The sequence below is a fragment of the Pseudomonas sp. HR1 genome, assembly GCF_030175875.1.
Classification (GTDB): Bacteria; Pseudomonadota; Gammaproteobacteria; order Pseudomonadales; family Pseudomonadaceae; genus Chryseomonas; species Chryseomonas oryzihabitans.
Map to the genome: position 1 here is coordinate 1243485 of NZ_JASNRF010000001.1, position 19871 is coordinate 1263355.

23 protein-coding genes are annotated in these 19871 nt (G+C 64.0%); 4 read left to right on the top strand and 19 right to left on the bottom strand.

Features of this window, described 5'->3' with window-relative positions:
- Positions 1–8: 8 nt before the first annotated feature.
- From QKY98_RS05715 to QKY98_RS05745, 7 genes are all read right to left on the bottom strand, one after another.
- Positions 9–2855 carry a toprim domain-containing protein gene (locus QKY98_RS05715; RefSeq protein WP_284670485.1) on the bottom strand — a complete coding sequence of 949 codons (2847 nt, stop codon included), beginning with the start codon at positions 2853–2855 and terminating at the stop codon, positions 9–11.
- A gap of 2 nt (positions 2856–2857) precedes the next feature.
- Positions 2858–3076 carry a hypothetical protein gene (locus QKY98_RS05720; protein WP_284670486.1) on the bottom strand — a complete coding sequence of 73 codons (219 nt, stop codon included), beginning with the start codon at positions 3074–3076 and terminating at the stop codon, positions 2858–2860.
- Positions 3076–3318, bottom strand: a complete 243-nt coding sequence (locus QKY98_RS05725; RefSeq protein WP_284670487.1) for a hypothetical protein — start codon at positions 3316–3318, stop codon at positions 3076–3078. The genes QKY98_RS05720 and QKY98_RS05725 overlap by 1 nt, the downstream gene beginning before the upstream one ends.
- 74 nt (positions 3319–3392) lie before the next feature.
- Positions 3393–3752: a hypothetical protein gene (locus tag QKY98_RS05730; RefSeq protein ID WP_284670488.1), complete on the bottom strand. Its 360-nt coding sequence runs from the start codon at positions 3750–3752 to the stop codon at positions 3393–3395.
- Positions 3749–4105, bottom strand: coding sequence for a hypothetical protein (locus QKY98_RS05735; protein WP_284670489.1), 357 nt, complete (start codon positions 4103–4105; stop codon positions 3749–3751). Before QKY98_RS05735 ends, QKY98_RS05730 begins: the two co-directional genes overlap by 4 nt.
- Before the next feature lie 105 nt (positions 4106–4210).
- A complete protein-coding gene (locus QKY98_RS05740) occupies positions 4211–4693 on the bottom strand; it encodes a YmfL family putative regulatory protein (protein ID WP_284670490.1) in 483 nt (160 codons plus the stop codon).
- A 29-nt stretch (positions 4694–4722) separates the two neighbouring features.
- Positions 4723–4953 carry a DNA-binding protein gene (locus QKY98_RS05745; RefSeq protein ID WP_284670491.1) on the bottom strand — a complete coding sequence of 77 codons (231 nt, stop codon included), beginning with the start codon at positions 4951–4953 and terminating at the stop codon, positions 4723–4725.
- An 85-nt stretch (positions 4954–5038) separates the two neighbouring features.
- On the opposite strand from QKY98_RS05745, the gene QKY98_RS05750 reads away from it, so the two are divergent.
- From QKY98_RS05750 to QKY98_RS05765, 4 genes are all read left to right on the top strand, one after another.
- Positions 5039–5383, top strand: a complete 345-nt coding sequence (locus tag QKY98_RS05750) for a helix-turn-helix domain-containing protein (protein WP_284670492.1) — start codon at positions 5039–5041, stop codon at positions 5381–5383.
- Between the two features lie 213 nt (positions 5384–5596).
- Positions 5597–5965 carry a DUF2511 domain-containing protein gene (locus tag QKY98_RS05755; RefSeq protein ID WP_284670493.1) on the top strand — a complete coding sequence of 123 codons (369 nt, stop codon included), beginning with the start codon at positions 5597–5599 and terminating at the stop codon, positions 5963–5965.
- A gap of 383 nt (positions 5966–6348) precedes the next feature.
- Positions 6349–6777: a LexA family transcriptional regulator gene (locus QKY98_RS05760; RefSeq protein WP_284670494.1), complete on the top strand. Its 429-nt coding sequence runs from the start codon at positions 6349–6351 to the stop codon at positions 6775–6777.
- Positions 6774–8036, top strand: a complete 1263-nt coding sequence (locus QKY98_RS05765) for a Y-family DNA polymerase (RefSeq protein ID WP_115946739.1) — start codon at positions 6774–6776, stop codon at positions 8034–8036. Before QKY98_RS05760 ends, QKY98_RS05765 begins: the two co-directional genes overlap by 4 nt.
- A gap of 5 nt (positions 8037–8041) precedes the next feature.
- On the opposite strand, the gene QKY98_RS05770 is transcribed toward QKY98_RS05765, so the two are convergent.
- The 12 genes from QKY98_RS05770 to QKY98_RS05825 all read right to left on the bottom strand — a co-directional run bounded on the left by QKY98_RS05770 (position 8042) and on the right by QKY98_RS05825 (position 19868).
- Positions 8042–9424 (bottom strand): hypothetical protein, encoded by a 1383-nt coding sequence (locus QKY98_RS05770; protein WP_284670495.1) that lies wholly within the window; start codon positions 9422–9424, stop codon positions 8042–8044.
- 152 nt (positions 9425–9576) lie between these two features.
- The gene (locus QKY98_RS05775; protein ID WP_284670496.1) at positions 9577–10845 is read right to left on the bottom strand and encodes a phage late control D family protein; all 1269 of its coding nucleotides are present in this window, start codon (positions 10843–10845) and stop codon (positions 9577–9579) included.
- Positions 10842–11285 carry a phage tail protein gene (locus QKY98_RS05780; protein WP_284670497.1) on the bottom strand — a complete coding sequence of 148 codons (444 nt, stop codon included), beginning with the start codon at positions 11283–11285 and terminating at the stop codon, positions 10842–10844. Before QKY98_RS05780 ends, QKY98_RS05775 begins: the two co-directional genes overlap by 4 nt.
- A 5-nt stretch (positions 11286–11290) precedes the next feature.
- Positions 11291–13888 carry a phage tail tape measure protein gene (locus tag QKY98_RS05785; protein ID WP_284670498.1) on the bottom strand — a complete coding sequence of 866 codons (2598 nt, stop codon included), beginning with the start codon at positions 13886–13888 and terminating at the stop codon, positions 11291–11293.
- Entirely contained in the window at positions 13878–13997 is a 120-nt protein-coding gene (locus QKY98_RS05790; protein WP_082706862.1) for a GpE family phage tail protein, read from the bottom strand. The genes QKY98_RS05785 and QKY98_RS05790 overlap by 11 nt, the downstream gene beginning before the upstream one ends.
- An 8-nt stretch (positions 13998–14005) precedes the next feature.
- The gene (locus QKY98_RS05795; protein WP_284670499.1) at positions 14006–14311 is read right to left on the bottom strand and encodes a phage tail assembly protein; all 306 of its coding nucleotides are present in this window, start codon (positions 14309–14311) and stop codon (positions 14006–14008) included.
- A gap of 61 nt (positions 14312–14372) precedes the next feature.
- Complete coding sequence (locus QKY98_RS05800) at positions 14373–14888, bottom strand: phage major tail tube protein (protein WP_059226006.1); 516 nt, start codon at positions 14886–14888, stop codon at positions 14373–14375.
- Between the two features lie 48 nt (positions 14889–14936).
- Positions 14937–16103 carry a phage tail sheath protein gene (locus QKY98_RS05805; RefSeq protein WP_284670500.1) on the bottom strand — a complete coding sequence of 389 codons (1167 nt, stop codon included), beginning with the start codon at positions 16101–16103 and terminating at the stop codon, positions 14937–14939.
- Positions 16104–16196: 93 nt separating this feature from the next.
- Entirely contained in the window at positions 16197–16628 is a 432-nt protein-coding gene (locus QKY98_RS05810; RefSeq protein WP_284670501.1) for a hypothetical protein, read from the bottom strand.
- Positions 16625–17134, bottom strand: a complete 510-nt coding sequence (locus QKY98_RS05815; RefSeq protein WP_284670502.1) for a DUF4376 domain-containing protein — start codon at positions 17132–17134, stop codon at positions 16625–16627. Before QKY98_RS05815 ends, QKY98_RS05810 begins: the two co-directional genes overlap by 4 nt.
- A 17-nt stretch (positions 17135–17151) precedes the next feature.
- Positions 17152–19257 (bottom strand): phage tail protein, encoded by a 2106-nt coding sequence (locus QKY98_RS05820; RefSeq protein ID WP_284670503.1) that lies wholly within the window; start codon positions 19255–19257, stop codon positions 17152–17154.
- A complete protein-coding gene (locus QKY98_RS05825) occupies positions 19254–19868 on the bottom strand; it encodes a phage tail protein I (RefSeq protein ID WP_284670504.1) in 615 nt (204 codons plus the stop codon). Before QKY98_RS05825 ends, QKY98_RS05820 begins: the two co-directional genes overlap by 4 nt.
- Positions 19869–19871 lie beyond the last annotated feature (3 nt).

Sequence of the window (19871 nt, forward strand, 5' to 3'; positions counted from 1 at the left end):
GGTTCTCCTTACCTGGTGGGCTTGCTGGTGCCGGCCTTGTCGCCCGGCTGATAGTTGGGGTTGGTGAAGACCCAGCAGCGAACCTTGCTGGGGCGGTTGTCGAGAGGCGCAGCGGCGCGCTGCAGCTCGCGGATACGGCTGTCGACGGCCTTGTTGTCGAGGTAGCGGAACTGGCGGGAATCCTTGAGCAGTTCGCGCAGGGTGCTCATGTCGGCCAGGCGCTGACGGTGCTCGGCGGCGCGCTCGACGAATTCGTTGAGGTTGATGGCCACCTCAGCCGGGTTCTTGCTGTGGTTGACGACCGGGTTTTCGCTGAGCGATTGGAGGTAGTCGTAGACCTGCCAGAATTCGGTGACGACGGGGTTGTCCGCGCTGATGGCTGCCTGCCGTTCCAGGGCGATGCGAACGATGGTGCGCTGGGTCTGGCGGACCATGTCCTCGGGGATGGCGACCACCAGGGCGAGGCAGTCGAGCAGAGCGAGGAACATGGCGTGGTTCTTCACGATCCGCTCGATGCGCAGGTGGCCGACCAGGTCGCTCTGGCAGCTGCTGCAGCGATGGGTGTCGCCGGTCAAGCGGGTGCCGCAGCAGAAGCAGGTGTCGCCCAGGCGACGGAGCTTGGCCTCGTACTGTGGGAAGACCTCATGGAAGCGGGCCAGGACCTCGGCCTCCTTGCGGGTGGCCTGCAGCAGGAAGTGGCTCAGGGCCTCGCCATCCATGCGGCTCAGGGTGTCGGCCGCGGCCCGGCTCTCGTCGGTCAGCACCGGACGGGTGAAGTGCAGCTTCACGATCCGGGTGAGGATGGCCTCGGAGGCACTGACCGCGGCGTTCTGGCTGATGGCGATGGTGCCGCGGAAAGGCGGTTCATAGGTCTCGTTGCCCGACGTCTTCATGCCGCGGGTGCGCAGGGTGCCGCCGCCGAAGAAGTCCTTCAGCTCGTCCCAGTCGAAGCTTTTGGCGTGGGCCTTCTCCGGATCGTTGCGATCGCCCTCGATCAGCACGATGGGCATGCCGGCGACCTGGCCCATGGCGCGGCTGCGGCCAGCGGTGGAGGACTTGGACGGGTCGAAGCCTTCGTAGCCGGCGCGGCCAAATAGCTTCCAGAGAAAGGTCAGCAGGGTGGTCTTGCCGGCGCCGGCCTCGCCGGTGGCTTCCAGGAAGGGGAAGGACTGGTAGCGGGCGCGGATCTGCTCGGCGAACAGCGAGCCGAACCAGAAGGTGAGGGCGGTCAGGCCGTTGGCGCCGAAGCAGGTCCAGAGCAGCGGCAGCCAGTCGCTGCGGTAGTCGCCGGCGGCGGGGTTGGGCTTGAGGCCGATGGTCTTCTGCAGGGTCTTGAGGCGTAGCTTGCCGAAGTCGAAGTAGTCCTCGTCGTTGACCTGGTGCAGCTGGCCATCACGGACCGCCAGGTCGCCGAAGACATAGCAGCCGTGCTCGCGGCTGTAGCCGACATAGTCCATGGTCTCCACGGTTTTGAGGCCGAAGAGCTGGTCTTTCATGATCTTGTCCAGCTGGGTGCCGCTGCCGGTGAAGACGGCGCCGGCGGCCATGCTGAGCAGGCGCTTCTTGAACTCGCTGGCGGCGGCGACTTGGGCGCCGGTGAAGGTGTTCTTCACCGGGGCGCCGTCGTGGGGAAACTCGACGCGGAAGTAGTACCAGGACTCGTCGGTGACCTCGTTGCGCTGGAAGTACAGGGCCTGGGGCGCGCAGTTGGCGATCTCCACCACGTTGCCGGCCAGGCGCATGGCCTTGTCGCGCTGCTGCTTGGTGGTCAGCTCGCGGTCTTCGTCGCGCTCGGACTCCTCGATGTGGGTGAGGGCCTTGTTGTACTTGTCCAGGTCGAGCTTGAACCAGTAGAGCCGGGCCTCGTAGGTGAAGTGGAATTCGTGGCGCTCGCGCCATTCGTACATGAGGACCGCTTTCTCTGCCGCGGTGTCGGCCAGCAGCAGGGCGCCGTGGTACCGCGCCTCCTTGAGGTCCTGGTCACGGCGCTCCTCGCGCTTCGCCTCGTCCTGCTCGAAGGCCCAGCGCTGGTGCAGGTCGTTCCAGTCGACCTTGCGGCTGCCGGGTTGTGGGATCTGCGCAGCCTCGCACTTGAAGCCCAGCTCGCGGGCCTGGCGTGCCCAGCGGCGGGTGTAGCGGTGGGCGCCGGGTTCGTTGTCCAGGGCCCAGACCAGTTTCGGCAGTTTGCCCTGGCGCGCGTTGGCCAAGTCCTTGAGGGACTGCTCGGGATAGGCGTTGCTGCTCATGGCCGAGACCGCGGCGATGCCGTGGTGGGTCAGGGCGATGGCGTCGAAGATGCCCTCCACGATCCACAGCTCCTTGACCGTCTGCAGATCCAGGCTTGGCGGGCACCACCAGACGCCGCGGTAGCTGGCGCCGGGCTGGAAGCGGGCCTTCTGCTTGCCGAAGCGCGAGGGGCGGTCGATCAGTCGTTCCCAATAGCCGCCCTTGGCCAGCGGGAAGCGCACGGTGGCCGAGCCGATGCGTTGGTCTCGATCCCAGTAGTTCTCCTGGGAGTACCAGCCCTTGACCAGGCTCAGGTCGAAGCCGCGGGCGAACTGGAGGTAGCCGTCGGCGCTCGCGGCCGGCGCGTCGCTGGTGGGCTTGAAGCGCTCGGACCAGTCCTCGAACAGGTCGCTATAGAGCTCCTTGACGTGCCAGGTCTGGCCGCACTTCGACTCGCGGCCGCACTTGAGCACCCAGGGCGCGCGGTGATCGGTGAACAGCTCGCGCTTATGGCAGGCCGGGCATTCGCCCTTGCGCATGTAGTTCGTCCCGCCGATGTGCCGCATGCCGAGGTCGCCCTCGAGGCGCTGCAGCACGTCGGCGCGGAGCTGGTGGTCCATTTGGTACATGCTCAGAACTCCGCCGCGCGGCCGGTACCGAGGTCGCGCACCAGGCGCAGGTCACCGCCCTCATGGCGTTCGGCGTCGGTGGCCAGGATGTTCAAGGCGCGGGCAAGCTCGCGCAGCTCGGCAGGGGTCCAGAAGTCTTCCTTGCCCAGGGCGCCGTCATTGGAAAAGACCAGGGGCTGGCCGGCGTTGCGGTGAAGGGTGACATCGAGCTGGCGGCGCATCAGTTGGCCTCCTGGGTGGCGAGCTGAGCGCGGATCAAGCGGGCGGTCTGGTCAGCGGCGAGCTGGGAGGGGAAGCGGCGGAGGATGGCGGCGCGGCGGTTGGTGAGGTCCTCGATACACACGTAGCGGGGCTCACCCCAGTGCTGCTGGACGGTGTAGTCGGCTCGGCCTTGAAGCCAGCGGGCGAAGGCTTCGGCGGCTTCGGCCGGCAGCTCGAGCTGGACGTTGAGGGTGTTCGGCATGATGTTTCTCGCTGCAAAAAGGCGCAGTTCACCCATACCCACGCAAGGCGGGCATGGATCAGGTATTTAGGGGCTTAGCGGGAGGCGTTCTGTCGCGTGCCAGGGTCTTCGTCGATCAGGGCGTCGAAGATCTCCACGACCGGGATGCAGTAGCGCAGGCCAGTGGCCGGATTGACCAGGACGACGACGTCGCCGGTGCTGGCATCAATGTCAAGGAAGCGGTGGCCCTTGAGGGCTTCGAGTTGATCACTGGCGCGGGCGACCAGGCGCTCGGCGGTATGCTGGGGCACGCTCATCAGCTGCAGGTGCGCGGCGGCGGCATCCTGCAAGGCCTGGCTGCGGCCGAGGTGCTTGGCTTCGTGGTTGCGCAGGTAGGCCAGGGCAGCGGCCTGCATGGTGTCGAGGTAGTCGGCGGGGTGGTTGGTAGTGGTCACGATGCGATGTCCTCTCTGACGTGCTGCTGGTCTTCTTCGTGCTCTTCCTGGAGCAGATTGAGCTGCTCTTCACGGATGACCAGGTTGTTCTCGTATACCTTCTGCGCCATCCGCCTGAGATGGTTGGTGCTGGGCGGCAACTCACAGGCTGGTGCATTCGGTAGGCCGCTTTGGCTGGCTAGATGGGTCAGCTCGGTGCGGGCGTAAAACGATGCGCTGCAGGGCGCGAAGTGGCACTGAAATACCTGCTGACGCAGGAACATGTGGGCGAACCAACTGGTCCGGCAGACCAAGGGCGCGCCGCAAAAACAGCACCAAAATTGCCCTTTCTTCGGTTTCTTGAATAAAGACATCTATCTTCCCTGCCGCCTTTGGCGGCTCCGGCCTTGCCGGTTTCTGGCGCTCCGCGCCGACTTCGTGCCCGCCGTCCTGGCAGGCTTTCAGGGTGTGTCTTGTGGCTAGTGCTTGCGGCCGCTGCCTCTGGCCGCGTGCAGCGTGATCACCGCCCAGACCTCTTCCTCGCGTGCCGCCATGTGCCGGCGATGCGCGCTGAGGATCTGCTCGACCTCCTTCTCATCGATCACGCCGTCCTCCAGCGCCTGGCCGATGATCTGGTCCACCAGGCCACGTTTGACGGCGGTCTTCACCGAGCGGGCGTAGAGGTCCAGGTTGTCCAGGTCGCCGATCTCGGCCTGGCGCACGAAAAAGCCGCCGTACTGAGAGGCCAGGTAGTCCACCAGGTGGGTGGTGCCGGTCTCCTGCTCGAGCAGCAGGATCTGGGCATCACTCAGCGGGCGGCAGCCGGCGGTCTCGTAGGCGTGGTTATCGAATTTTTTGAGCGGCAGGCCTAGGCGGGCTGCGGCGCATTCGCGACCACCGGGATATGCACAGATCACGGCACTGATGACCTGGCGGCGGGTTTCTAGGGCGGGGCGTTTCATCTTCCAGTATCTCCCTGGGCCGTTCGGCCCTATCGTTCTGCTGCAACTTGCGCCGGGATAGCTCCCTGCTTGATACCCAGCAGTACAGCGGCTCGATGCGCTTCGCCGCGAAGGCATTTCTTCTGCCCGTTAATCACCGCGTAAACGGTACTGGGGTTCAGCTGATGCTGGATCGCGAAGTCCTTTACGGACATCCCCTGCATCTCCAGTCGGGCGCGGGCTTCTTTGCAGGCTTGGTCGGTAGCGTAGGTTTCGGCCATGGTGCAAAATCGTGTGATTATGGGTGGGTGATGCGCAGATTGGTCCGATATTTAGGACCTGTCAAGGGAGTAAGGTACGAATTTTATGACCATCGGTTCACGCTTGAGGGATGAACGGACGCGGTTACGCCTCAGCCAAACCGACTTGGCCGTGGCTGTTGGGATTGCTAAAAACACCCAGCTTGGTTACGAAAAAGGCGAGCGCAATCCCGATGCTAGCTACCTGATTGCGGTTGCTTCTCTCGGAATCGATGTCAATTTCGTACTCTTTGGGACACCTACGCCAACGACTGTGGACAGCCTCAATTCAGATGAGGCGGAGCTCCTGCGGCACTTTCGAGGAATGTCCGATACAAGCAAAGACGCCGCGCGCCGTATGGCCTTCGCCCTGGCTGCAGCAGACGGCGCACTGGATTCCGGCAAGGCGTAAGCCCTGTCGGCCCCGGCCATGGGGGCCGGGAAGCATGGATTCCACAAGGAGTAGTTCCATGACCCATCACCATCGATCGCTCGCGAGTTGCCTCCCTGCCTCCTTTTCAGGAGGTGTCGCATGGCGCTGACGCCCTGTAAGACCTGTGGCCACCAGGTGGCGCCGACGGCCAGGGTTTGCCCTGGTTGTGGGGTCAAGAATCCAGGTATCCGTATGAAGCACTACTTCTACGGCCTGGCGTTCATCACGGTCGCGGGTTGGTTTTTCATCAAGGTTCTGGGTGCGCCGTCCGCTGCACATGGCGAGAAGATCACGGCAGAAGAGTACGGCCAGGATTGGCCCTTTACCGTGCCTGCCGTGCTGCTGGACTGCGAGCCACCGGCTTATACCGTGGTGCGCGTTGGCAACACCACCTACGCCGTCAATGGATCAGCACGGTCCAAGGCAGCGAAGATGGGCTGGCGTGATTTGACCGAGATCTGGCGCGACGATCCGAAATCGGTTGGCACTGGCACGACCTGGAAAGTCCCGCCACCTACGGAGATGATCCAGCGAGCGCTTGCCCGCTGTCCCAAGTCCTGATCTGCAAGCCCGGCCTCTACGCCGGGCTTTTCGTATTAAGTAACCCTTAAGGGTTGGCGACCTACGTCACAAAATGTACTGTATGCAAATACAGTAATGTGAGGGTCGTGCAACCATGGAGCAGGTGAGTTATACCCGGGCAGAGCCGCGACAACGTCGAGAAGACGCTATGCGCCTGGTGGAGGTCGAGCGAGAGATGCTCGATGCCTTCCGTCACCTTTCCAGCGCCGATCAAGGGCGCATCCTGCTTCTGACGCGCAGCCTGCGGTGGGCTGCCGGTCCCTTACCTCACCGCCAGTAGACACCATTCGTCGCTTCGTCTGTTGACCTCTTTCTGAAGCCAGCACCTATACTGTTTAAACGTACAGTATCAAGGTGCCATCATGGACGCTTTCAAGACACGGGGTCGCAGACTCGCGCAGCTCGCGCTCTCCCAGGCGCGGCTGAAGATCACCGGCTTCCAGAGCCCAGCCGAGGATCACGCGCAGGTGCCACTCTCGATCGACGAGGCGATTGGTTGGGGCGCGCCGAACCTCTGGCTCTGGCTGGTGAACAGCGAGGCCTTGGCAGGGCTGAGCATCCACCAGGGGGACGTCCTGGTCGTGGACCGTGCCGGCGACGTTGAGCCGGGGCGGGCCGTGATCGTGGTGGCCGACTGTGAGCACCGGCTCTGCACGGTGCTGACCACCCAAGAGCGGAACCAGCTGCTGGCGACGATAGGGCGTGATGGCCACCCGCGGCCGCTCGACCTGATCGGCGAAGTGGAGCTCTGGGGCGTGGTGGACTTCCTGATGCGAGACCTGCGGCCATGAGCGTCTACGCGTTGATCGACTGCAACTCCTTCTACTGCAGCTGCGAGCGGCTGTTCCGGCCAGAGCTGAACGGGCGGCCGGTGGTGGTGCTGTCGAACAACGACGGATGCGTGATCGCCCGGAGCCGGGAGGCGAAGGCCCTCGGCATCGGCATGGGCGTGCCGTACTTCCAGAATCGAGCCTTCCTGCGGCAGCACAACGTGGCCGTCTTCAGCTCCAACTACGAGCTCTATGCCGACGTCTCGAATCGGGTGATGCGGACCATCCAGGGCATGGTGCCGGACCTGGAGGTGTACTCCATCGACGAATGCTGGGCGGATCTCACTGGTATGCCGGGCGACCTCGACGCGCTCGGCCGGGAGATCCAGGCGCGGGTCCGGCGCTGGGTCGGCATCCCGGTTGGCGTGGGGATCTCGACGACCAAGACGCTGGCCAAGCTCGCGCAATGGGCCGGGAAGACCTGGCGCGCTACCGGTGGGGTAGTGGACCTCACCGATTCGCTGCGGCAGGGACGCTTGCTGCCGCTGGCGCCGGCAGGCGATGTGTGGGGCGTGGGCCGCAAGCTGACCACTCGCCTGCAGGGGCTCGGCATCACCACGGCCGAGGACCTGGCCCGGGCGGATCTATCGATGCTGCGCAAGGAGTTCTCCCGCGTCTTGGAGCGGACGGCACGGGAGCTGCGCGGCGAACAGTGGATGCGCCTGCACGAGGCGCCGCCGCTGAAGAAGGAGATCATCAGCTCGCGGATGTTCGGTCACCGGGTGTACCGCCTGGAAGCGCTGCGCGAGGCCATGGCCACCTACGTGACCCGGGCGGCCGAGAAGCTGCGGGAGCAGGGGTCGCTGTGCTCCACGCTACTGGTGAGCGTGCAGACCGGCCAGCACGAACCCGAGGAGCGCCGCTATTACCGTAGCCTGGGCATCCAGCTAGCTCACCCAACCGACGACACCCGCATCCTGGTGCAGGTCGCCCTGGCTGGCCTGGACCCCATCTATCGCGAGGGCTATGCCTACTCGAAGTGCGCCGTGGTGCTGGGCAGCATCGTGCAGACGGACGAGTTCACGCCGGATCTCTTCGCCCCGGCCGGGCAGGGGCGCCCGAGCGAGCTGATGCAGGTGGTGGACCGGATCAATGCGCGGTACGGGCGGGCGGCGCTGCACGTGGGGCGGGTGCCCGCCGATCCGGGGTGGCAGATGCGGCGGGAACTGCTGTCGCGGGGGTATACGACGCGGTGGGGGGAGTTGCCGCGGGCAGGGTGATTAACCTAGACGCTAGGTTCGATCTTTTTAAGGGCGTCTGACTTGTCTATGCCCGCAGACTCTACGGTAGTAGCATCCTTTTGATCTATCGCCTGTCCTGAATCGACGTTCTTGTCGTCCGCATTGGGAGCAAGCTTGATACTAAAGTTGCCGAGGCTGTTAGCTAGGTATGCTTTAAGCATCTCAAGCTTAACCTCAACCCTAGTCCTGAACTTCTCATCAGCTGAAATGTTTGTAGCTTCAGCTGTAGAGAATACTGTCTCCTTGGCCAAGATGAGGAGCTTTGCAAGAGTAAGTCTTTCTTCGTTGATGGATAGTATTCTTCTGAACATAAATCTCGCAAGCGCCAATGAGGCTAGCAATGTTCCGCTCATTACCGCAGCAAATGGTAATCTCAAGATGAAAGATGCAAATACCCCTTGGGCATCCTCAAATGGATGTACGAGAAGGTCTTTAGCTCCGGTGTAAAGCAATGACAATGCGATAATGGCGATAGCTAACGATGCTGCGAGATAGAGTCCGTAAATGCGAGATTGGCTTTTGCCTTCGCGAACGTAATCTTTGTACTCGTCTGATATGAGGTTTCTATCATTTATTATGGCTGAGAGCTCTCGTTGTCGATCCGCAATCTCGATATTCAGGACTTGGGTTTTTTTATCGAGTTGTTCGATGTTATTGTTCTTTTGAATTTCTGTCTCGGCAATCCCTTTAAGGCTATCTCGCTGAAGCTTAATGTTATTGCTCAACTCAAAGCTCTGCTCCACCAGTTCGCTGATTTTATTCTGCTTCTCTTCGAGTTCAGCTGTGGCAACAGTAAGGAGGTTGGTGTCGCGCTCTATGTTCTCTTTCAGCTCAGAGTATTTAGAAGACAGAGTCTCAATTTCTGTCGACGCCTTCGCAAGTTCCCTCTCAACTTGAAAAGCGGCATCAAAAAATCGGGCAATTGTAGTCCTTTGCTTTTCAATGCTTTCGAAGTCAAGGCCGAAAACTTCAATTTTTGTGGCTTTTGGTCTTATGCCTATGCCCGAGTACTTGATTTCAAATTGACTTGAGAAACTTTCCGGGAAGAATACTACTCGATCTCCATGGCCCTGTCGTGTACCTGGTGAATCTATCAATTCCCCCTTCTGATTCATAATCGAGACCTTTAAGGACTCAGTTTTTTTGTCAGGATTTTCGAAGTAAATAGAGATTGATCGTATAAATAAACTTCTATCAGATCTGAATATTCGCCCTGCCTTGTCTAGTTTTATAAATTTTGTAGGCGTATTTTTTAGAAGCAAAGAATTATACGTTGCGCTTGATTTAAAGAATCGATTGATAAGCGAAGATTGGAAAGACGTCTCTTTTAATGTGGTTGCCAAGTTGGAGATGTCAAAAGAAAACATTTTCTATCCTTGAGGTTTTCTATAAGGTTGATTCAGTGGCGCCGATTACTTTTTTCACCGAAGGCAGCCGTTATATAGGAGTCGGTCTAAGATCAGAAATCTTTAGCAAGACGAGCCAATTTATCAATGTTGGCTGATACTGGCGCAAGCTCTCATAGTGATGATGTCACCAACCTGCGCCACTCCCGCTCCACCGCGCGCTTCGCCGTCGCCTTGGTCGCGTACAGGTGCCTTAGTCGCCGCGGCTTGCTCTGGTCGCCCTCGGTGAGCGTGTGCTCCTTGCCGGTCTTGGGATCGCGGTAGTAGGCGATGATGCCGGTGTAATCGCCCTGGATCTCGTCGACCAGGTCGGCGACCAGGTCCTCCGGCAGCTTGGCTTCCAGCTCCAGGCGCGTGGTGTAGCCGCCGTCCGCCGTGAGGCTGTGCTGCACGTTCCCCCCGTACCAGATGATGGCGTCGATCTCGGCCTTCACGCCCTGAAGGGTGTAGGTGAGCTCGGGCATGAGCTCAGGCCGGCCCAGGGCGAGCTGGTAGGTGAGGGTGGCGGTGCCGCGCTGCAGGCGGTTCCACTCGGCCCGGGCGGCGCGCAGCGCGGAGAGCTCGTCGGTGTAGGTGTGGCGTAGATCCTTCACGTTCTCGCCGCCGCCGGCGATGGCCTCCTTCTTCTTCGCACTGTTGACGTCGTAGTAGAAGGCGCGCACGGCGTCGTAGCTCTCACGATCGGCCTGCAGGTAGCTGTGTTGGTCGCCGTCCTGGCGGGTGAGGGTGACGTGGCCCAGATCGGCGCCGCTGACCGACTTGCCGCCGCCGGCCGGGAGGAACAGCAGCCGGCCCGCTTTCACGGTGGCCACTGCGTCATAGTCCTCGCCCAGGCGGGTCAGCAGGTTGGCGTCCGATTCCCCTGTCTGATCCAGCTGCAGGACCTGCTGCGCCTCGAGGTCGGGCGCGATGAGCGGGGTGAGGCCCTGGCGCGCGGCCAGGACTCGCAGCACGGCGCCCAGGGTGGTGGCGCTGTAGCTCTGGTCCCGTTTGGTCTTGAGGCCTTTGCGCAGGTCGGCGCTGCGGGCGCGGATGCTCAGCACGTCGGGAGCGCCGCTGTGCTCGGTCTCGTCGACAATGTAGCTGCCCTTGTCGATCAGTCCGGTGGTGGACCAGCCCAGCCAGAGGCGAATCTTGGCGCCCCGGGGCGGGATGGCCAGCAGGCCGTCGTGGTCGGACAGCACCAGGCTCAACTGGTCGGCCTCGAGGCCGCGGTTGTCCGTCAGGTCCAGGCTGATCAGCCGCGGCGCGATGAGGGCGCTGATGTCCTTGCCGTCGACCAGGATCTGGTAGCGCGCCTGGGGGTAGCTGGCGCCCTGCACTAGGTCGCGGCCGAGGGTGCGCAGCTGGCCGGTGGCGGTGTCGAGCAGCTCCTGGATCACAGCAGTTTCCTCAGCAGGGTGCCCATGCCGGCGAGGCCGGCGCCAAGCAGCTCGCGGCCGGTGTCATCGTCGACGCGCTTGAGGGTGATGCTGAATTCGATACGGCGCGGGGTGCCGTCCTGGAAGAAGAGCGTCTTGGTCTCGGTGATGCTCTCGATAACCCAGAGCCCGTAGATCCGCCCGCTGCCCTCGATCAGCGGCCAAGCGCCGCCGGAACCGGCCATGTAGCGCAGTACATCCAGGCTGCTGGGCGTGCCGGCGAGCTCCGGGGCGAGCCAGCCGGGCAGGGTGATGCTGTCGTCGCCCTTGCCGAGAAACTGGCGCGCCGGCGCGGCGCCGACGCGGGAGCTGCTGGCGTGGCGGTAGTCGGTTTGCCGCTGCAGCTCCTGGTAGGCGAGGGTGTAGAGGCTGAAGATGAAGTTGCCGAGGGCCATCATCATGGTGGTCAGGTCCTGTCTCTGAGGCTGCTGCGGCCGCGGGCGGCTTTCTGGCTTTCGATACGGGCCAGGGCGGCCTGGACCTCGCGGGCGATGGCCTGGGCGTCCGTACCGGCACCAGCGTTGATGGTGATGTTGTAGACGTCACCGCCCGCCGGGGCAGCAGGGGCTGCAGCGGACATCGCGGGCCGGTCGTCGAAGGTGATGCCGTTGGCCAGCGCGGGAGTGGTGGCGGTGCCGATGCCCAGGGCGACCGCGCCGGCGCTGGCGATGCGCTTGGCGGTGTCGGCAATCTGGGCCAGCGGACTGCCTTCCCCCTTGCCCAGGCCGATGGCCAGGCCCTGCATGGTGAACTCGCCCAGGGAGGCGAAGACGCGGGACGGCGAGTGGATGTCCAGCTTCTCCTTGAAGAAGTTGATCGCGCTCTCGCCGGCGCCCATGACCGCGTTCTTCACCGCACCCAGGCCGCTGGTGATGCCGTTGACCAGACCCTGCATCATCATGCCGCCGAGGTCGGTGAATTTGGCCGGGAGCTCGACGCCGAAGTAGTTCATCACCGCGGCGAAGGCCCGGTAGAAGAGGCCGATCGGCGAGAAGTCCAGGATCAGCTTGGCGATTCCGGTAATACCACCACTTGCGCCCAGCTTCATCTCCTCCCAGATCCCTTTGAACCACGGCGCAATGGTGCTCCAGTTGGCGTAGAGCAGGGTGCCAGCGGTGACCAGGCCGAAGATGACGGCGGCGATGGGGTTGGCCATCACCACGGCGCCGAGCAGCCGGAAGCCTGCGGCCACCAGGGGCAGGGCGCCCTTGCCGAGGTTGAACAGCAGGCCAATCAGGTTCGGTAGGCGGATACCAACCTGGGCGAGCATGAAGCGCAGCGCTAGGAAGGGACCCAGCACGCCAGCCAGCCCCAGGGCAACGGTGCCGAAGGCGATCGAGACGGCAGACAGCACCGCGGCCACCTTGACCAGGTTGCCGGCGAGGACAGGATTCTCGCGGGCCCAGGCACCGGTTGCCGCGGCCATATCGCCTACCCATGTGATCAGGCGCTTGAGATCCGGGGCTACCGTCTCACCCCAGGCCGATTGGGCATTGGTGAAGCTACCGGTCGCGGCCTCCCAGACGTTGGACAAGGTGCCCAACTGCTCGTTGACACGCATCTGCAGGCCTGCCTGCTGTTCCATCTTGGCCTGGGTCTCGCGGTAGCCCTCGATGCCCTTGGACATCATGTTGTTGAGGGCCGTGAGGGTCTCAGCGTCATCGCCGAAGATGGTGCCCAGGACGTTGAGGCGCGTCTCGGTGTTGAGCTTGCCCAGCTTCTTGAGCTCGGCGTAGAGCTTCTCGATCCCGCCGAATTCGCCCTTACCATCGGTGAAGTCGAGCTTGATGCCCTTGCCCTTGAGCGCCTTGTTGGCCTTGTCGACCTTGTCCGTCTTCATGCCGGCCTGGAAGATCTTGCGCAGGGCATTACCGGCGGCGCTGCCTTCCATGCTGGCCTGGTCGAGCTGGATGAGGATAGGTGCCAGCGCCTTGGCAGCCTCTAGGCCTTCCTTCTTGATGATGTCCAGGGCCGGGCTGACCTTGCTAAAGCCCTCCAGCATGTTGTTGGAGTCGACGCCCAGGTAGAAGCCGCGCTGGATGGTGTCCATCAGCCCCATGAGGTCTTTTTCGCTAGTGCGGGTGGCGTCCTGCATCTTGGAGGCGAACTCCGCGGCCTCGGTGACTGGCATCTTGAGCTGGACACCCAGGTAGGCGGCCGCCTCACCCAAGCCACCGAGAATGGTCTTGGCCGCCATGCCCTGACGCACCAGCATGGTCATCATTTCCTGGAATTCGGCGGTGGTACCGGGCAGGCGATCGCCCAGGCGCGTGGCCAGGTCGGAGATCTCCTTGAATTCCTTGGGGACTGAGCCATCACTTTGCATCAGCGAGGCGCGCAGCTGGGTGGCGGCGTCCTCGGCCGGGGCGAAGGCCTTGAGCATGCCCAGCACCGGGCCGCCGATCGCAGCGCCGGTGGCGGCAGAGCTGGCTCCAGCCATGGCGGCATTGCCGGCGAACTCCTGGCCGCGCTTGAGCTTGCCACGGGCGGCGGCCAGCTTCTCCTGGGTCCGATTGAGGCGCTCGAGCTTGTTCTTCTGGGTGTCGATCGCCGTATTGGCGTTGGTGATCTGTGCCTGCAGCCGCGCCTGGGCGGCGCCGAGGTCGCGGGTGTCGACGCCACTGGCGCGCATGATCGGCAGCAGGCGCTGCAGCTCGGTGCGCTGGGCGGTGTGCTTGGCCTGCAGCTTGTCGACAGCTGCCGCCGCGTTGGCGAAGGTCTTCTGGAAAGCGGCTGACGGGGCGTCCATGGACTTGAGCTGCTCGCGGTAGGACCGCAGCTTCTCCTGGCCCTTGGCGAGCGCCTCGGCGCTCTGGCGCACGGCCTCGCGCTGGCGCTGGTAGGCGCTGATGTCTTGCTGCTGCTGGTTCAGCTCCTTGACCCGGTCCCGGGCGGCCTTGAGCGCCCGGGCGGTCGCGTTGCCGCCCCCGGCGATGCGTTTGAGTGGGGCCGTGACCTTGTCCAGGGCGGACAAGAGGACGCGGATCTGCAGGTCATTGGCCATCAGGGGCGACTCGTTTGCGGGCGCGCTCGCGCCAGTCCATCAATTCAGCGAGGCCCAACGCATCGAGCTGGGCCGGTTGCCAGTGGAAGGTGATGGCGAGATCCGCCATCGCATCCTCTACGTGGCGGGGTAGAGCGCCGCCTTGTCGGACTTCTTCAGCAAAAAACCAGCGATCTTCCCGCCCACGTCGACCAGGTCGGCCGGATCCATGCCGCGGAGCTCCGCCTCGGTGAGGGTCGGCTGGCTGATGCGCGGGGTCACGCGGACGATGGCATTGACGTCCAGCTGCAGCAGGTCGGACAAGGTGATGCCGCGTAGCTCGCCGGCGTTGGGCTTGCGCAGGGTGATCTGCTCGATGGTGGTCTCGCCGCGGACGATGGGCTGGTCCAGGACGACGACGTGCTCGGGGGTGGTGGTGCTCATGGTAGTACTCCAGGTAATAGGGCAGGGCTGGCCCGCCAGAGCGGGCCGGGAAGGGGAGAGATCAGATGCCGAGGGCGGCGCGCTGCTTGGCCAGACGATCCTCGCCGCCGACGTTCTCGACGAAGGCCAGAAGGTCGATCTCGATGACGGTTTGGCCGTCCACGGTCAGCTTGTAGTAGCTGCAGGTGGTGGTGATCTTGTGCTCGGTGTCTTCACCGGGCGTGGCCTCGCCCATGTCGATGGTTTCGTGGCGGCCGCGGACGACGATCTCCACCGCGCTGACGTCGCCGGTGTCGTCCTGTTGGTAGGCGCCGGCGAAGCGCAGGGGCACGGCTGCGGCGCCCACGGCGCCGAATTGCTTTAGGGCGACGAGATCCAGGCCGCCCAGGGTCCACTCCAGCTGGATGCCATCGTCGGAGAAGCCGAGGTCGGCCTTGACCGGGCCGTTCATGCCGGCGCCGCGGAAGGCTTCCATCTTGCGGCCCAGGGGCGGCAGGGTGCAGCCCTTGGCGATGCCGAGGTAGCTGTTGCCGTCGTTGAAGAGGTTGAGGTTCTTGAGTTTGCGGGGCATGGCCATGTTGGCAGCTCTCCAGAGGACGCCCCAGGGGGCGCCGGGTGATCAGGATCAGGCGTTTACGCGGGTCGCGAAGTCAGCCAGGAAGCGGTCGGTGATGCGCTGGCGCAGGGTTAGGTCTTCCAGCGGCGGGACGGGGGTGTAGTCGTAGTCCAGGAAGAGCTTGCCGGCCTTGAGCGACTCTTTCTCGTTGGCATCGGCGTCGTACCAGCACTCGCCGCCGAGCAGGTAGCCCTGGCGGGTCAGCTCGCGGAACTTGGCGTTGATGCCCTCGACCAGGTCGCGCACCAGGCTCGGGTGCATCGGCTTGTCCACGGCCCAGAAATGCGCCTCGGCCATGGTGTCGGCCAGCACCTGGGCGGTGCGGGTGTAGTTCTCGAAGGCGAAGAGCGGATCCTCGCTGCAGGTGCGAGAGCCCCAGAAGCGATAGCCGTCGTGGTTGATCAGCGTGGTCACCTCGTTGCTGTTGAGGTAGTCGCTGTCAGTCGCGGTGTCCTGCAGGTCCCAGAAGACATCCTTGCTGATGCCGGTCACGCCTTCGACGGTGGCGTTGGACAGGGTCTTGTGCCAGCCGATGTCGCGGTCTAGCTGCGCACGCAGGCCCAGAGCCCGGGCGGTGGCATTGACGGTGACGGTCTTGTTCTCGGTGGTGGACCAGGCCAGGAATTCGGGCCAGTGCAGCATGAGCTCGCGGGCGCCGAACTGGTTGCGGTAGGCGACGGCTTCTTCCTTGGTGGCGCAGCCATTGCAGTTGGCGTAGACGAAGCCCCGCAGTTGTTTGGCGATGGCGATCATGGCGGTGGTGACGGGCTGGGTGTCCAGGCCGGGCACGCCCAGGATACGGGGGACCACGCCGAGCTGCGCCTTGGCGGCGAGCAGGGCTTTCATGCCGGTGTATTTGCCCGCAGTGACGCCGCCGATGATGTTCGAGGTGGTCTCGGCTGCGGTGGCGCCTTCGGCCACGCGTACCACGACGGTCATGGGCTTGGCCTGGTCGGCGATCGCCTGCAGGGAGGCCGCGAGCGTGCCTTTGGTGCCGGCCTTGTCGACGGAGCCCTGGACGTTGGTCAGCAGGACCGGGGTGTTGAGGGGAAAGGCGGTGGCATCGGCATCGCTGCCGGTGCAGACCATGCCAACGATGGCGGTAGAAACGGTGGAGATGGACCGCGTGCCCAGATTGATCTCTTGGACTCGCGTGCCGTGATGGTAGTCAGCCATGGGGGATAAGCCTGCGCAGGTGGGTAGGTGACGCTGCACAGGCTGGCGGATCCGCGCGCGCGGGTCGCGGGGCGGGATGTGTAGGGGTGGCCGCTACACAAGAGGGCCAAGATTCGAGGCCCAGCGGACAGCCTCAGCCAGTTGCCCAGGGCTGTAACGCTGGGGCTGCTCCAGGTCCAGGACGTGGGCGCAGAACTCCGAACAGAACCACCGCGACCGGCTCTGGATACCGGCCGGCAGGATCTGGCTGCCGAGAATGCCGAGCCAGTCGTAGCCGGCACCGCCTTCCTGCTCGAGCAACTGCTCGACGTGAGCGGCCTGGATCCAGGGCAGGGGCAGGAAGTCCCAGACCGCGGGATCCTGGTCGATCACCTTGGCGCGCACGCCGCCGTCCCGGGGAGAGCTGGTGACGAAATGGCCGTCCGGCAGCACCAGCTCACAGTGTGAGTAGGGGCTGCGGGTCCAGGCGCGGATTAGACGGTCGTAGGTATCGCCCGGCGCCTTGTACAGAGCCAGGCGGATCACTGCGCCGCCGTCCAGGTGATGGCTTCGACCTCGGCCAGGGTCTTAGCCTTAGCGACCTGCTGCTCGAGCAGAATCTTCTGGGCGATGCAGGCATTGATGGCGTCCTTGCCATCGGTGCCCACGCGCTGGATCTGGGCAGCGGTGTGCGGGCGATAGGCCCAGGTGCCGGCGGCGTCCTGGCACCAGAAGGGGGTGGTCCAGTCCGTAGCCAGGCCCGGTAGGAGGGAGGCCAGCACGGACGCCTGCAGATTGCTTTGGTCCGTTGCCTTGGCTGGGTACTGATAGACCTTCCCCAGTGCCGCGGAAGCAAAGCCACTGGCGATCTCGGTTGCACAAGCCGCTTCGAGCTCGGCTACCTTGAACGTCTGCGCTTCCGACAGGGACATCAAGGGCTCAGGCTTGTTGCCCTGGGCAGTCCAGGCCAAATAGCGCTGATAGTCACTGTTGCGCTCATCGGCAGGAATGAAGGCGCTGTCTGCCAGACGGATAACGCCGTCTTCGGCCATTCGGTAGGTATTCATATTTACAGCTCCGCGTCGGCGACGTAATCACAGGTCCAGACTTGCTGGCCCGTGGTGGAACAGAGGGCGCGGGGTCTGAAACCCTGCTGGTTGGAGGCGGCTACTGCTGGCGTACCTGAGTTGGCTCCACTGGAGGCGTTGATCAGCGCTATCGTGGGCGCTGCCCGCTTGCGCACGGTCCAGGGATGCCAGTAGCTGCCGTAGTTGGGATTCGCGCCATAGGACTCATAGGCACAGTTACCCACCTCGTAATAGGCCTGGCAGAGCACGGCTTCCAGCGTCAGATGGCGGAACTCGAATGGCGTCGCGATTGCCCCTTCCTCGAGCTGACAGCCCCAGATGCCGATACCGCCCGCGCCACTGGTAGCGTTGGTGATGGAAAACGCCACACGCAGACCGTTCGCCGTCCCATCGTTGGGCACATCGGCGCTGATGGTGAAGGTTTGAGCTGCCGCACCGATGGCACAGACCTTGGTGGCGATAGTGCTCCAGCCCCCAGGACCGCCTACTGAAGAGGCGGCAGTGGCAGATTTCTGGATGTACGCGGTCACGGATTGTGCGGTACCGGCATTCGCCTGGAACGAGAAGGTGGCCCGCTTGCCAATCAGTGGAATGGCGACGAAATCGTCCAGCGTTTGGGCGATGCCCAGCTGGTTACTGGCTGCCGTGGGAGTCAGCAGCAGGGCGAATTTGCCGTAGGGCGCTGAGGCGGCGCCTCGCGAGACAGTGACGTTGCTGGCACTGTCGATCTTCCAGCGGTCGGCGCAGTAACCGGCGGCGGTGAATGACGTGCCGCGCTGCCAAAGGTCGAAGTTGCCGTTGATGAGCTTGTTGCGGAAGGCCCACTGGCCAGCGACGCCGGTGGCCAGCGCTTCCACCGCCTCGGCCGAGCCAGCCGATACCGCCCAGAGGCCTTCGGCGGGCACGGCCACCAGCAGCAGGGAGGTCAGGGGGAGCAGCTTGACGGCCCGGGACAAGGCGTCGGCGCCGGCGGGCGTCAGTGCCACCAAGGCGGCGGCCGATACGTTCTTGAGCAAGAGCGTGGCGCCCTGGGGGACATCGGCGGTGGCAGGCAGCACGATGCTGCCGGAGGCCGGAAGGCTGATACGGATCGCCTTGCCGACGTCGGCCGCCGCCAAGGTGGTACCGGCCGCAGTCACGACCTTGACCGTGGACAGCTCCAGGCCGCGCAGCTTGGCGAACTCGGTAGTGACTAGGCGTTTGGAGTTGTCGAAGCGATCCGCCGTAGGAGCGGTAGGGCTGTCGGTGAATACCGGCGACCTGAGCGGCGCATAGCCGCTGGTGATGTCCGCGAAGGCCAGCGCGGTATTGCCCAGGGTGATGGGCGCATCGGTGATCAGCTTCCAGATCGTGTCGCCCTGGGAGGCGCCCTGCTCGACGTAGACGGTGAGGCCCGGGGTGACCTCACTGCTGGCGTCGGCATCCAGGGCGCGGTTCCAGGTGCCGGCCGCGACCAGGTAGAGTCCGTTCTGGCTGGCGGTGTCCTGATTTTTGACCAGGATGCGATCGCCCACGGCCAGCGCGATCCCGTCGACGGTGGGCGTGCCGGTCAGGGGTAGATTGGCCGTGGTGGCCACGCGCACCGATTGCTTGTTGTCCAGGCGGTTGACGGCCACGGTGATGGCGTCGTCGACGTACTGCCGGGTGGCCAGTACCACGCTGGGATCGATCTTGAGCTCCACCGCGCTCGCGCTGCTGACGATCAGCACCATGCGCAGCACCTGGGTGCGACCGGAGCCCTCGGCCAGCTGCGGCTTGTAACTGGGCGGGGTGTTGGCCACGGCAATGAGGTTGCCGTCGGCATCGATGAGGCCCATCTCGCGGATCCAGTTGCCGCCGGTGGCTTCCGGGATCACCAGCTCGGCGATGATCTGGCTGGTGTTGCTGGGATCCACGGCCAGGGTATTGAGGCCGGCGCGGTACCACTCGCCGACCAGCGCCGTCTGGCTGCGGTTGGGCGTGGGGACCACGCCGCCGCCGTCACCTACGGCCATCTTGGCGATCTTGAGGGTGGTGTTGAGCGCCGCGGCGTTGGCGAGCTTGGCCTCGCCGATGGCGGTGAGGATGGCGTAGTAGGTCTGGCTCATGGGTAGATGCTCAGGGTGTCGATGCTATGGGTACCGCCGGCGCCCAGCAGGGCTTGGCCGCTGACGACGATGGCTTCGGGTTGGTAGGCGTAGACGGTGAGGATCTCGCCGCCATAGGCGGCCAGGTGCGGGCCTACAGGGCCGCGGGCCTCGAGGCTAATGGCCAGGCCCAGGAGGTGGCGGCTGACCGGCTTGGCGTCGTCGATCAGGAGCGATAAGGCGTCGTACATGGCCTCGGTGATACCGGTGTCCAGGACGCCGATGTCCAGGCGGAAGGAGCCGGGCGTGCCGGTCGGGTTTTCCTGCCACCACTCGCGGACGCGGATCAGATAGCCGAGCGGCTCGACCACCCGGCGCAGGGCGCCGATGGTGCCCTTGTGGGCGTGGACGAAGTAGGCGGACTTGATGACCTGGCGCTTGGTGGCCTCGCTCCAGGTGCTGTCCCAGCGATCCACTGAACGGGCCCAGGCCAGATACGGCAGCAGGGCGACTGGGCAGCGATCCGGATCGCCCAGGTCGCGCAGCGGGACTGGCACGTCGCCGATGCTACCCAGCGCCTCGGCGGCCAGGCGCTCCAGGCGGGTGCTGTTGGGTGGGAGCAGGGCAGTCATGCC

Excerpts from the sequence above, each read along its gene's own strand:
- QKY98_RS05815 (WP_284670502.1), bottom strand. The coding sequence starts at position 17,134 with ATGGCCGAAGACGGCGTTATCCGTCTGGCAGACAGCGCCTTCATTCCT.
- QKY98_RS05715 (WP_284670485.1), bottom strand. The coding sequence starts at position 2,855 with ATGTACCAAATGGACCACCAGCTCCGCGCCGACGTGCTGCAGCGCCTC.
- QKY98_RS05790 (WP_082706862.1), bottom strand. The coding sequence starts at position 13,997 with ATGGCGGATCTCGCCATCACCTTCCACTGGCAACCGGCCCAGCTCGAT.
- QKY98_RS05720 (WP_284670486.1), bottom strand. The coding sequence starts at position 3,076 with ATGCGCCGCCAGCTCGATGTCACCCTTCACCGCAACGCCGGCCAGCCC.
- QKY98_RS05800 (WP_059226006.1), bottom strand. The coding sequence starts at position 14,888 with ATGGCCATGCCCCGCAAACTCAAGAACCTCAACCTCTTCAACGACGGC.
- QKY98_RS05825 (WP_284670504.1), bottom strand. The coding sequence starts at position 19,868 with ATGACTGCCCTGCTCCCACCCAACAGCACCCGCCTGGAGCGCCTGGCC.
- QKY98_RS05795 (WP_284670499.1), bottom strand. The coding sequence starts at position 14,311 with ATGAGCACCACCACCCCCGAGCACGTCGTCGTCCTGGACCAGCCCATC.
- QKY98_RS05755 (WP_284670493.1), top strand. The coding sequence starts at position 5,597 with ATGAAGCACTACTTCTACGGCCTGGCGTTCATCACGGTCGCGGGTTGG.
- QKY98_RS05760 (WP_284670494.1), top strand. The coding sequence starts at position 6,349 with ATGGACGCTTTCAAGACACGGGGTCGCAGACTCGCGCAGCTCGCGCTC.
- QKY98_RS05805 (WP_284670500.1), bottom strand. The coding sequence starts at position 16,103 with ATGGCTGACTACCATCACGGCACGCGAGTCCAAGAGATCAATCTGGGC.
- QKY98_RS05770 (WP_284670495.1), bottom strand. The coding sequence starts at position 9,424 with ATGTTTTCTTTTGACATCTCCAACTTGGCAACCACATTAAAAGAGACG.
- QKY98_RS05745 (WP_284670491.1), bottom strand. The coding sequence starts at position 4,953 with ATGGCCGAAACCTACGCTACCGACCAAGCCTGCAAAGAAGCCCGCGCC.
- QKY98_RS05780 (WP_284670497.1), bottom strand. The coding sequence starts at position 11,285 with ATGATGATGGCCCTCGGCAACTTCATCTTCAGCCTCTACACCCTCGCC.
- QKY98_RS05740 (WP_284670490.1), bottom strand. The coding sequence starts at position 4,693 with ATGAAACGCCCCGCCCTAGAAACCCGCCGCCAGGTCATCAGTGCCGTG.
- QKY98_RS05765 (WP_115946739.1), top strand. The coding sequence starts at position 6,774 with ATGAGCGTCTACGCGTTGATCGACTGCAACTCCTTCTACTGCAGCTGC.
- QKY98_RS05785 (WP_284670498.1), bottom strand. The coding sequence starts at position 13,888 with ATGGCCAATGACCTGCAGATCCGCGTCCTCTTGTCCGCCCTGGACAAG.
- QKY98_RS05750 (WP_284670492.1), top strand. The coding sequence starts at position 5,039 with ATGACCATCGGTTCACGCTTGAGGGATGAACGGACGCGGTTACGCCTC.
- QKY98_RS05725 (WP_284670487.1), bottom strand. The coding sequence starts at position 3,318 with ATGCCGAACACCCTCAACGTCCAGCTCGAGCTGCCGGCCGAAGCCGCC.
- QKY98_RS05820 (WP_284670503.1), bottom strand. The coding sequence starts at position 19,257 with ATGAGCCAGACCTACTACGCCATCCTCACCGCCATCGGCGAGGCCAAG.
- QKY98_RS05735 (WP_284670489.1), bottom strand. The coding sequence starts at position 4,105 with ATGTCTTTATTCAAGAAACCGAAGAAAGGGCAATTTTGGTGCTGTTTT.